The 9,949-nt window shown below is 71.3% G+C and carries 11 protein-coding genes and 1 pseudogene; 5 read left to right on the top strand and 7 right to left on the bottom strand.

Annotation, left to right across the window (positions count from 1 at the left end; genetic code table 11):
* Positions 1 to 550 (bottom strand): annotated as a pseudogene (locus VET29_RS10010) (ABC transporter ATP-binding protein); the annotation flags it as partial.
* A gap of 133 nt (positions 551 to 683) precedes the next feature.
* On the opposite strand from VET29_RS10010, the gene VET29_RS10005 reads away from it, so the two are divergent.
* The gene (locus VET29_RS10005; RefSeq protein ID WP_324918043.1) at positions 684 to 1,589 is read left to right on the top strand and encodes a sucrase ferredoxin; all 906 of its coding nucleotides are present in this window, start codon (positions 684 to 686) and stop codon (positions 1,587 to 1,589) included.
* Here VET29_RS10005 and VET29_RS10000 read toward each other — a convergent pair.
* The 4 genes from VET29_RS10000 to VET29_RS09985 all read right to left on the bottom strand — a co-directional run bounded on the left by VET29_RS10000 (position 1,567) and on the right by VET29_RS09985 (position 4,910).
* Complete coding sequence (locus VET29_RS10000) at positions 1,567 to 2,037, bottom strand: protein-tyrosine phosphatase family protein (RefSeq protein ID WP_324918040.1); 471 nt, start codon at positions 2,035 to 2,037, stop codon at positions 1,567 to 1,569. The two genes, VET29_RS10005 and VET29_RS10000, sit on opposite strands and share 23 nt — an antisense overlap.
* 126 nt (positions 2,038 to 2,163) lie before the next feature.
* A complete protein-coding gene (locus VET29_RS09995) occupies positions 2,164 to 3,495 on the bottom strand; it encodes an SPFH domain-containing protein (RefSeq protein WP_414636475.1) in 1,332 nt (443 codons plus the stop codon).
* Positions 3,496 to 3,633: 138 nt separating this feature from the next.
* Complete coding sequence (locus tag VET29_RS09990) at positions 3,634 to 4,062, bottom strand: NfeD family protein (RefSeq protein ID WP_324918046.1); 429 nt, start codon at positions 4,060 to 4,062, stop codon at positions 3,634 to 3,636.
* A gap of 35 nt (positions 4,063 to 4,097) precedes the next feature.
* On the bottom strand, positions 4,098 to 4,910 hold the full coding sequence (locus tag VET29_RS09985) for a DUF3097 domain-containing protein (RefSeq protein WP_324918037.1): 813 nt from the start codon (positions 4,908 to 4,910) through the stop codon (positions 4,098 to 4,100).
* A gap of 75 nt (positions 4,911 to 4,985) precedes the next feature.
* Here VET29_RS09985 and VET29_RS09980 point away from each other — a divergent pair, with 75 nt between their 5' ends.
* Together VET29_RS09980 and VET29_RS09975 are read left to right on the top strand one after the other, a co-directional pair.
* Positions 4,986 to 5,495 carry a sigma-70 family RNA polymerase sigma factor gene (locus VET29_RS09980; RefSeq protein WP_324918034.1) on the top strand — a complete coding sequence of 170 codons (510 nt, stop codon included), beginning with the start codon at positions 4,986 to 4,988 and terminating at the stop codon, positions 5,493 to 5,495.
* Positions 5,492 to 6,406, top strand: coding sequence for a VOC family protein (locus VET29_RS09975; RefSeq protein ID WP_324918031.1), 915 nt, complete (start codon positions 5,492 to 5,494; stop codon positions 6,404 to 6,406). Before VET29_RS09980 ends, VET29_RS09975 begins: the two co-directional genes overlap by 4 nt.
* Before the next feature lie 24 nt (positions 6,407 to 6,430).
* Here VET29_RS09975 and VET29_RS09970 read toward each other — a convergent pair whose 3' ends face one another.
* The gene (locus tag VET29_RS09970) at positions 6,431 to 7,588 is read right to left on the bottom strand and encodes a pyridoxal phosphate-dependent aminotransferase (protein WP_324918028.1); all 1,158 of its coding nucleotides are present in this window, start codon (positions 7,586 to 7,588) and stop codon (positions 6,431 to 6,433) included.
* Positions 7,589 to 7,607: 19 nt separating this feature from the next.
* Positions 7,608 to 8,060 (bottom strand): GNAT family N-acetyltransferase, encoded by a 453-nt coding sequence (locus tag VET29_RS09965; RefSeq protein ID WP_324918025.1) that lies wholly within the window; start codon positions 8,058 to 8,060, stop codon positions 7,608 to 7,610.
* An 83-nt stretch (positions 8,061 to 8,143) separates the two neighbouring features.
* Here VET29_RS09965 and VET29_RS09960 point away from each other — a divergent pair, with 83 nt between their 5' ends.
* Both VET29_RS09960 and VET29_RS09955 read left to right on the top strand, forming a co-directional pair.
* A complete protein-coding gene (locus VET29_RS09960) occupies positions 8,144 to 8,746 on the top strand; it encodes a TetR/AcrR family transcriptional regulator (protein WP_324918022.1) in 603 nt (200 codons plus the stop codon).
* 97 nt (positions 8,747 to 8,843) lie between these two features.
* Positions 8,844 to 9,941, top strand: coding sequence for a winged helix DNA-binding domain-containing protein (locus VET29_RS09955; protein WP_324918019.1), 1,098 nt, complete (start codon positions 8,844 to 8,846; stop codon positions 9,939 to 9,941).
* Positions 9,942 to 9,949 lie beyond the last annotated feature (8 nt).

The raw sequence follows: 9,949 nt of genomic DNA, 5'->3' as shown, positions 1-9,949 counted from the left end.
TGAGCAGCGGCACCCCGACCAGCACCACGGTGGCCAGCAACGGGGAGATCGCCACCAGCAGCACGGCGACGACCACGTAGGTGACGACCGCGCCGACCCCGGGCCCGGTCGAGGTCATCGTGCGGGAGATCCGGTCCAGGTCGGCGGCGCCGATGCTGACCACCTCACCGGAGGTGACCCGCCGCGGCAGCTCGGCGCCGACGCCGACCGCGTGGCGGACCACGACCTGGACCGTCCGGTAACCGGCGTCGTTGCGGATGAACGTCATGGTGCGGTGCCGGAAGATGCCGATCGCGGTGTTGGCGGCGCCGGTCACCGCGAGCACGACCAGCCACAGGGCGAGCGTGCCGAGGTCCCGTGCCCGCAACCCGTCGTCGATGGCGCGGGCCAGCAGGTACGGCGGCAGCATGAGCAGGACCATCCACGTGGTGGCGAGGGTCGCACCGAGCAGCACCCGCCACCGCTGGCGTTTCACGAGCCACCACAGGTATCGGAGGGGACCGCGCGCGTCCGGCACGCCTGGATCGGGATAGGGGACCTTCGGGCGCATGATCCCACCCTAGGAAGCGGCGTTACCTATTTTCCTGTCAGTTGTGTCGCCGGTGTCCGCGCGACCGGGGTTTCACTCCCGTGTCCACGGGCACAACACCCTTGGCGGTACCCCTCGTGAGACGCTGGAGTCGATGAACGCCACCCACCCCATCCGCTGCGCCGCGCTGGCGGACGAGCTCGCCGAACCGCTCGCCGGCACGTCGGCCGTGGCCCGGACCTGGCTGGCGCTGGAGCAACCCGGTCCGTGGGGCCGCGACGCGTTGTCGGCGAGCCACCTCGACCACGGCGTGGCGAAGGAGCTGGCGTCCCTGTCCGCGGACACCGGGGTGAGGATCGTGTTGATCCGCCGGCCCGGCAGCCACCCGGACCGGCACCGCCCCGTCCCCCGCACGGTCTACCTCGCCCACACCGCGCCCGGCAGCACCTGGCTGGAACGCACCACGGTGGCCGACCCGAAGCAGCTGCTCGACCTGGACTTCGCGCGAGCCGGCGCCGGTGCCCGCGGCCTGCTCGGCACACCGGTGCCGGACCGGCTGCTGCTGGTGTGCACGAACGGCCGCCGCGACGTGTGCTGCGCCCTGCGTGGCCGCCCGATCGCCGCGGCCCTGGCCGCCATGCACACCGGCCGGGTGTGGGAGTGCACCCACATCGGCGGGCACCGCTTCGCACCGACCGCCGTGCTGCTGCCGACCGGGTACTCATACGGTCGACTGACAACCGAGTCCGGCGCCCGGCTCCTGGCCGGCGAACCGGTACTGGACAACTGCCGCGGCCGGTCCACGTGGCCGGCGGCCGGTCAGGTCGCCGAGCTGGCGGTACGGTCGGCGACCGGCGACGCCGACCTCGACACGCTCACCGTGACCTCGGTCGACGCGCTGCCCGAGGGCGGCTGGCTGGCCACGGTCACCCACCAGGACGGCCGGACCTGGCGGGTCGCCGTCGCCGAACGGACCGGTGCCGCCCGGCCGGCAAGCTGTGGCGCGGCGCCCAAGCCCGCGGTCGCGCTGGAGGCGGTCAGCCTCCGAACGTGGTCGTGACCCAGCGGCGCTGCCACGGCGTCTCGACCGCCCGCGGATGGTAGTTGGCGCGGACCCAGCCGACCGCCTCGGCGGCAGGCACACCGGCGAGCACGGCCAGCGCGGAGATCACCGTGCCGGTCCGCCCGACACCGCCGCCGCAGGCCACCTCGACCCGCTGCCCGTCCAGTGCCCGCCGGTGCAGGTCACGGATGCGGTCCACCGCCAGCGCGGAGTCGCGGGGCAGCCGGAAGTCCGGCCACTCCAGCCACTCGTGCGCCCACGCGAAGCTGTGCTGTCCTCGGAGACGTGGCGAACCCAGGTAAAGCCCGAACTCCGGGCTGGGACCGTCCGGTGTGGGGTTCCGCAGGCCGCGGCCCCGCACCCACGCTCCGTCGGGAAGCTGAACCGCACCATCGAGCCGTAACTCGGTCACCGGCCCACTATGGCGTAGAAAGCCTTTGTTCATCAGGTTTTCCGCTTTCCGCGAACGGAAAAGTAACCGCCGGAATTCTCCACACCGGACGCACCCCGTTCCATTGTGGAAATACCACGAGGGCCCCGACTCGAATGAGTCGGGGCCCTCGTGGACGGTTCACTGAAAACGTGGATCGTCGGACAGTTCCGTCGACTCGTTGGGACGCGGCGGGCGTTGCGGGCCCAGCCGCGGACCCGGCCGGGGCGAGGGTGCCGGCGGCTGCTCGTAGGCGGGCGCCGGCTGGTAGGGACTCGGCTGGTCATACGCCTGCGCGGTCGGCGGCACGAGCCCGGCGGCCGGTCCCAGGTCCGGCGGGCCCGCGATGGCCGGAGTCGTCGGACGCGTCGCCAGCGGACCCGGAACCTCCTGCCGGGCAACGGCTTCCGCCGCCCGGACGGCCTCGGCGACCTTCGGGTCGGTCGAGGTGTCGAACCAGGTCGCGATCTCCTCGTCGTCGTCCTCGCGGTGCTTCGGCGGCTCGTAGGCGGGCGGCTCGTAGCGAAACACGCCGTCGTCGCCCGGCGCCCCCAACGCGCGGGCGAACCCCTCGAGGGCCTTGCCGAAGTCGTTGGGCAGCATCCACACCTTGTTGGCGTCGCCCTGCGCGAGCTGCGGCAACGTCTGCAGGTACTGGTAGGCCAGCACCTCCGGCGTCGGCTGCCCCGCCTTGATCGCGTCGAACACCTTCTCGATGGCCTTGGCCTGGCCCTGCGCCTGCAGGTACCGGGCGGCGCGCTCACCCTGCGCACGCAGGATCCGCGACTGCCGCTCACCCTCCGAAGCCAGGATCGCCGCCTGCTTGGCGCCCTCCGCGGCCAGGATCTGGCTCTGCTTCTGACCTTCCGCCGTCTTGATCGCCGCCTCGCGGGTACCTTCGGCGGTCAGGATCATCGCGCGCTTCTCCCGGTCAGCGCGCATCTGCTTCTCCATCGAGTCCTGGATGGACGGTGGCGGGTCGATGGCCTTCAGTTCCACGCGAGCCACCCGGATGCCCCACCGGCCGGTCGCCTCGTCCAGCACGCCCCGTAGCTGGCCGTTGATGGAGTCACGTGACGTGAGGGTCTCCTCCAGGCTCATGCCACCGACCACGTTACGAAGCGTGGTGGTGGTGAGCTGCTCGACACCCACGATGTAGTCCGAGATCTCGTACACCGCGTCCCGCGGGTTGGTGACCTGGAAGTACACGACGGTGTCGATCGACACCGTCAGGTTGTCCTGGGTGATCACCGGCTGCGGGGGGAACGACACGACCTGCTCACGGCGGTCGATGCGGGCACGCACCCGGTCGAGGAACGGCACCAGGAAGTTGAGGCCCGGCTCGGCCACCGACCGGAACCTCCCGAGCCGCTCGATCACCGCGGACTGGGCCTGCGGGATCACGAGGATCGACTTCACCACGACCGTGATTACGAACAGAACCACGACCACGACGATGATGAGTATGGTCAACTTCCCTCCACTCCGGACGGCGCTTCCTGGCCGGCGTTCAGGAAGTAGATCACAACATGCCCCCGAACTGGGACACGTCGACCTCGCGTCCAACCAGAAGTTGGAACGGGCCGCGCCACGCCGCCGATCATCAGCCGGTCAGTCCGAGTCCGCCGCCACCACGGCGGTCGCACCCGAGATCTGCACGACCGTCACCTTCTGACCAGGCTCGATCGCGTGCCTGTCGTCGAACGACCGGGCCGACCACACGTCGCCGTCGAGCTTGACCTGCCCGCCCTGGGCGTCGACGGCCGAGACCGCGACCGCCGTACGGCCGATCAGGGCGTCGGCGTTGGTGTGGATGAGCTCGGGGTGCAGGCGGCGCTTGAGGTACGGGCGGGCGAACGTGACCAAGCCGATGGCCACGACCGCGAACACCGCACAGCTGACGAGGGTGTTGTCGGAAATCGCTTCCGCACCGGCGGCGGCGAGCGCACCGACGCCGACCATCAGCAGGAAGAAATCCCCGGAGAGTATCTCGGCAGCGATCAGCACGATTCCGCCGATGAGCCAGAACAATGCCGCCATGCGGCAATGATCGCACCAAGCGACGGTTCCGGTCACTACTCCTGACCGATGGTGACGAAATCGATGAGCCGCTCGACCGCGCCGATCAGCGGCGTCTCGAGGTCGCGATAGCTGCGTACCCCCGACAACACGTGCCGCCAGCCGTCCGCCGGCTCGCCCCAGCCCAGCGCCGCGCAGATGCCTTCCTTCCACGGCGTGCCGCGCGGCACCGCCGGCCAGGCCTCGACACCGACCGCGCCCGGCTTCACCGCCTGCCACACGTCCACGTAAGGATGGCCTGTGACCAGCACGTTCGGGTCACGCACGCCGGCGACGACGCGTGACTCCTTGCTGCCCGCCACAAGATGGTCGACCAGCACACCGAGCCGCCGGTGCCCGGCCGTGCCGAACTCGGCGACCCGCGCGGGCAGGTCGTCGATGCCGTGCAGCGGCTCCACCACCACGCCCTCGACCCGCAGGTCGTGCCCCCACACGCGCTCGACCAGCTCCGCGTCGTGGATGCCCTCGACCCACAGCCGGCTGTCCCTCGCGGTACGGGCCCGAAGCCCCTCGACCAGTACCGAGCCGGACGCGGACACCACCCGTCCGGGCGCATCCGTCCGGGTCGGCCGGACCAGGGTCACGGGCTTGCCGTCGACGAGGAACCCGGCCGGGGTCAGCGGGAACAGGCGATGCCGGCCGTGCCGGTCCTCCAGCACGACATTGCCCTGCTCGAAGCGCACGACCGCGCCGCAGAAGCCGCTCGCCGGATCCTCGGCCACCAGGCCGGGCTCGGCCAGCACCTCCGGCACCTTCCTGGTCGCCCTGCCCCGCGCCAGGATGTCGCCGCCGTAGCTCTCCGATCGCACGACGAGTCACCCTATCGAGAACCCGGTCGAAAACCCGGGCGTCGGAGCAGGCGTGTCCCGGACGACTATGTGGACATGGAAGGCGTGGCGCCCGACCCGGCGCTCGGACTGCTGGAGCTGTACGACGAGGCGTTACCGCACGTCTACGGCTACCTGCTGGCCAGATGCCGGGACCGGAACCTGGCCGAGGACCTGGCCGCGGAGACGTTCCTCGCCGCCGTGACCGCGGCCCGCCGACCGGACACGCCGGAGCCGTCCGTCCGCTGGCTCATCGGCGTCGCCCGGCACAAGCTCGCCGACCACTGGCGGCGGCTCGAACGCGAGGACCGCGGACTCCGGCTGCTGGACGGTGCCGAACGCGTCGAGGACCCGTGGGACGAGGCCATCGACGCGATCCGGGCCAGGGCCACGCTCGACGCGCTCGGCCCACATCACCGGGCCGCACTGACCCTGCGGTACCTCGACGGCCTGCCGGTCCCCGAGGTGGCCGACTGCCTGGGCCGCACCGTGCACGCCACCGAAGCGCTGCTCGTGCGGGCCCGCACCGCGTTCCGCCGCTGCTACCGGGAGGAGGGCTCGCCGTGACCGATCCTTTCGAGGCACTCCGTGCGCCGGTGGTCCCGGTGACGCCCGACCCGACGTTCGCCGCGCGGCTGCGGGAACGACTGACCCGCGCCGTGCTCAACCAGGGAGAAGACACCATGGCAGTACACCTGACCCAACGAGCGCCGGCCTGGCCGCCAGCACTCACGCCATACATCGTCGTGTCCGACGCCCGCGCGGCACTGGCGTGGTACACGGAGGTGTTCGGCGCCCGGCTCCGTGGCGAACCGTACGTCGACTCCGACGGCACGATCGGGCACATGGAGGTCGACCTCGGCGACGCCGTGCTGATGTTCGCCGAGACCTCCGACCTGTACACCGAGGTGCCGGTCCGGGCACCGGACTCCCCCACCACGTTCAGCCACTCACTGCACCTGGACGTGCCCGACGTCGACGAGACAGTCGTATTGGCCCGCGGCCGCGGCGCGACCGTGGAGCGTGAGCCCGCCGACCAGCCATACGGCCGGGGCGCGGTCATCGTCGACCCGTTCGGCCACCGCTGGCTCCTGTTGCGGCCACCGGCCGACGCCACCAGGTTCCGGCACGGCGACGTCTCACGCGTGACGATGATGCCCACCGACGCGGACCGGGCGAAGACCTTCTACGAGGCGGTGCTGGACCTGCCGTTCACGCCCGGCCGGACGCCGGGCACGTGGGTCAGCGAGGCCGTCACACCACCGCTGAGCATGTGGTCACCGGAAGGCGCCGCGAACGAGGTGCGGCTGACCTTCCGGGTGGACGACGCCGAGGCCGCCGCCGAGCGGGTCCGTGCCGCCGGCGGCACCGCGGCGGCGACCGAGCACCAGCCGTACGGCCTGGTCGCCGAGTGCGTCGACGACCAGGGCACGCACTTCTGGCTGTGGCAGCCCGCCCCGCCTCCCCGGAACCACTAGGCGGCGGCCCGGGGCCTGCGAAGCTCAGCCCTCGCCGAAGGCCGCGGCGAACCGGTCCCGCAGGTCCCCGAGGCGTTCGACGGGCTCGTTGGAGAAGACCAGGCGCAGGTAGCGGCCACCGCTCGGGCCCCAACCGTCCATCGGGGTGGCCGCGACCCGGCCGCGCTCGAACAGGCGGGCCGCGGCCTCGCCCGGCGCCAGGCCCATCGCGGCGGTGTCCACCAACAGCGACCAGCCGCCGCCGGGTCTCACCAGCGGGTAGCCGCTGAGCTGGTCGACGATCAGCTCAGCGCGCTCCCGCCAGGTCGCCGTGGCGGCCGCGACCTCCGCGTCGGCGTCCGGCGCGGCAAGCGCCTCCGCCACCGCCTGCTGAGCGATGCCGACCTGCCCCACCACGTTCGCGATGGTCACGTGGTGGACGTCGGCCATGATCGACGCCGGACCGACGGTCCAGCCGACCCGCCAGCCGATCATCCGCAGCTCCTTCGACGCCGACCCGACGGTGATGGTCCGGTCCGCGAGCCCAGGATGCCGGGCCGGGTGCGCGGGCGCCGCGCCGTCGAACCGGATCCGCTCCATGGCCGCGTCGTAGATCAACCACGGCAGACCGGTCCCGGCCAGCGCGTCCCAGTGCTCCGGACCCAACACCGCACCGGACGGCATCGCGGGCGACATCAGCAAAGCCGCCGCGGTGTTCGGCCCGACCGCGGCGGCCAGCTCACCCGGGTCGACCGTCCAGCCGTCCGGCCCCGGCCGGTTCGGCACATACCGGGGCACCCCGCCCGCGAGCCGGATCCGGTTGACGAGCCCGGCGTAGAACGGGTCGCCCACCACCACCTCCTGCCCCGGCTCCACGGTCGCGAACAGCACGTTCAGGATCCCGTTGCACCCACCCGCCGCACTCACGCACTCGGTCGCCGGATCGTAGGAACGGTGGGCAATACGACCGACATGCGACGCCGCGGCCACCCGGAGCGACAACCGGCCCTGGAACGGGAGATAACTGTTCGCCGAGTCGTCGTCCACGGCCGCCCGCGTCGCCGCGAGCGCCACGGCCGGCGGCCGCAGGTCCGTGTCCAGGTTCTCCAACCGCAACAGCTCCGGATCATGAGTCGCGTCCGCCGCGTCCCCCACCCGATCCACACCGATACCCCTGATGTGCGCCAGTCGCGAGACACTCATCCGCCCACTCCCATCCCCGTCACGGCCACCAGAACATCCCCGGCTCGGGATGGTCGACGAAACCGAGCGACCGGTAGAGCGGCTCACCGTCCCGGGACGCATGCAGGTCCACCCGCGCCACCTCCCGCTCCCGGAACCAGGCCAGCAGACCCTCCATGATCGCGCGGCTGTGCCCGCGCCGCCGGTACGCCGGATCCGTCACCACGCCATACACCTGACCGACCCGCCCGTTGTGCGCCCGCGGACTCGGCAACCGCTGCTCGATCGACCCGACACCGCACGCCGCGAGACCCTCGTCGCCGTCCACCACCAGGATCCGCATGCCCTCGGCGGTCAACTGCTCCACCAGCACCCCGGCGAGACTCTCCCGCCATCCGTTCTCCCCCGCCGCGCCAATCGCGTCGAACAGCATGGCCCGCAACCGCACCAGCTCCGCGACGTCGTCCGCCGCCGCTTCCCGTACACCTGACATGTCATGACCCTATCGTCGAACAGCCCCTTACAACGACCCGTTTTCCGGCGTTGTCGCAGGCAGCGAGTACCGTCTTGGTCGCCATGCCCAGGAAGGTCGACCACCACTCCCGCCGCACCGCCATCGCCGAATCCGCATGGCGGCTCGCGGCACGCGGCGGCATCGAGGCGGTCACCATGCGCCACGTCGCCGCCGACGCGGACATGTCACTCGGCCAGCTGCAGCACTACTTCCGAGCCAAGGACGAACTCCTCTCCTTCGCCTACGACCTGCTCACCGAGCGGGTCGCCGCCCGCGTCAGCCAGCGCGAGGACCCCGTCACCGACGAGGAACCCGAACCCCAGGACGTCGTCCACGACGCGCTGGTCGAGATGCTGCCACTGGACGAGCAGCGCACCCACGAGGCACACGTCGCCATCGCCTACCTCGCGTACGCCGCCGTCGCGCCCGACATGGCCGCACGCCTACGCAAGACACACGCCGACCTGCTGGACCTCATCGTCGACCAGCTCCGCCGCGGCCAGCACCGCGGCACCGTCGACCTGGACCTCGACCCCGTCCGCGAGGCGCGGACACTCCTTGCCGTCCTCGACGGTCTGACCGCCCACGTCATCGTCGGACACCACTCGGCCGCCGACGCCGAACACGCCTTCGACACACACCTGGACGAACTCTTCAGCGCCTGACGGTGCCTGACGGTCGCTGCTCCCCGCAGTTCCAGGCACCAGACCGACCCGGCCACCTGCGAGAGTCCCACCCACGGACCGCACCGAGGAAGGTGGCATGACGACACTGAGCCCGCGGACCATCAACCGCGCCACCCTCGCCCGCCAGCACCTGCTCGCCAGGACCGAACAGACCGCCGTCGACATGGCCGAGCACCTGGTCGGACTGCAAGCCCAGGCACCGTTCCCGCCATACACCGGACTCTGGACCCGACTGGCCGGCTTCCAACCCGAGGAGCTGGCAGCCGCACTGGTGGACAGGCAAGTCGTTCGTATCGCGCTGATGCGCGGCACCGTCCACCTCGTGAGTGCCGCCGACGCGTGCTTCCTGCGACCACTCGTCCAGCCGCTCTACGACCGCGACCTCCGCACCAACATCCAGCACGCCCGGCACCTCACCGGCCTCGACCTCGCGAAAGTCGCCGACGCCACCCGGCTCGTACTCGCCGAACGACCCCACAACACTCGCGAACTCGGCGCCACACTGGCCGAACACTGGCCCGACCGCGACGCCGCGGCACTCACGCACGCGGCCCGCGGACTGCTGCCACTCGTGCAGGTGCCGCCACGCGCGGTGTGGGGCCGCAGCGGCCAGACCGCCTACCAAACCGCGGAGCACTGGCTGGGCCGCGAACTCGACCGGTCACCCGACCCGAAACGCATGATCACCCGCTACCTCAACGCGTTCGGCCCCGCATCCGTCGCCGACATCCAGACCTGGGCCGGCCTTACCCGCCTCCGCGAGATCGTCGAGACACTCGACCTACGAACGTTCCACACCGCCGACGGCCGCGAACTGTACGACCTCCCCGACGCCGTTCTCCCCGACGAGGACACACCCGCGCCGGCCCGCTTCATCCCGGAGTTCGACAACGTCCTGCTCTCGTACGCCGACCGCACCCGGATCATCGCGGAGGACCACCGGAAGCGGCTGTTCGGCGTCAAGAACGGCGTCTTCCCAGGCACATTCCTCGTGGACGGCTTCGTCCGCGGGTCCTGGCGCGTGGCCAAGGAACGCAAGTCGGCCGTACTGACGATCACCCCATGGGCCAGGACCACCAGGAAGGACCTGACCGCACTCACCAGGGAAGGCTTGCGGCTCCTGGACTTCCTCGCCCCCGCCGCCGAAACCAAGGACGTCCGCATCGACGCCTGACCGCCGAC

The organism is Actinophytocola sp., from assembly GCF_035634895.1.
Taxonomy (GTDB): domain Bacteria; phylum Actinomycetota; class Actinomycetes; order Mycobacteriales; family Pseudonocardiaceae; genus Actinophytocola.
This window is presented reverse-complemented; position numbering and strand designations above follow the sequence as displayed.